The organism is Nocardiopsis sp. NPDC050513, assembly GCF_044457925.1.
GTDB lineage: Bacteria > Actinomycetota > Actinomycetes > Streptosporangiales > Streptosporangiaceae > Nocardiopsis.
Map to the genome: position 1 here is coordinate 1 of NZ_JBITHK010000035.1, position 1,077 is coordinate 1,077.

A 1,077-nucleotide genomic window follows, 5' to 3' on the forward strand; every position below is an offset into this window, starting at 1 on the left:
GGGTTCGTCTCTTGCGAAGCTGGGAATCTAAGCGCCAGTAAACGGCGGTGGTAACTATAACCATCCTAAGGTAGCGAAATTCCTTGTCGGGTAAGTTCCGACCTGCACGAATGGCGTAACGACTTCCCCACTGTCTCAACCATGGGCCCGGTGAAATTGCACTACGAGTAAAGATGCTCGTTTCGCGCAGCAGGACGGAAAGACCCCGGGACCTTCACTATAGCTTGACATTGGTGTTTGGGATGGTTTGTGTAGGATAGGTGGGAGCCTGTGAAGCTGTCACGCTAGTGGCGGTGGAGGCGTTGGTGAAATACCACTCTGACTGTTTCGGGCATCTAACTTTGGACCGTGATCCGGTTCGGGGACAGTGTCTGGTGGGTAGTTTAACTGGGGCGGTTGCCTCCTAAAGGGTAACGGAGGCGCCCAAAGGTTCCCTCAGCCTGGTTGGTAATCAGGTGTTGAGTGTAAGTGCACAAGGGAGCTTGACTGTGAGACGGACGTGTCGAGCAGGAGCGAAAGCTGGGACTAGTGATCCGGCACCGGCGTGTGGAAGCGGTGTCGCTCAACGGCTAAAAGGTACCCCGGGGATAACAGGCTGATCTTCCCCAAGAGTCCGTATCGACGGGATGGTTTGGCACCTCGATGTCGGCTCGTCGCATCCTGGGGCTGGAGTTGGTCCCAAGGGTTGGGCTGTTCGCCCATTAAAGCGGCACGCGAGCTGGGTTTAGAACGTCGTGAGACAGTTCGGTCCCTATCCGCTGTGCGCGTTGGAGACTTGAGAAGGGCTGTCCCTAGTACGAGAGGACCGGGACGGACGAACCTCTGGTGTGCCAGTTGTCCTGCCAAGGGCATGGCTGGTTGGCTACGTTCGGGAGGGATAACCGCTGAAAGCATCTAAGCGGGAAGCTTGCTTCGAGATGAGGTCTCCTGCCTCCTTTGAGAGGGTAAGGCTCCCTATAGACGATGGGGTTGATAGGCCGGGTGTGGAAGCCTTGTGAGGGGTGGAGCTGACCGGTACTAATAGGCCGAGGGCTTGTCCGCTGCAGGTAATTGGATGTTCGCGCACATTTGTTCACA

General features: G+C 56.5%; 1 rRNA gene. It reads left to right on the forward strand.

What is annotated here, in order from left to right:
- Window positions 1-1,041, forward strand: a 23S ribosomal RNA gene (locus ACIBFB_RS27215); the annotation flags it as partial.
- Between the last annotated feature and the right edge of the window lie 36 nt (window positions 1,042-1,077).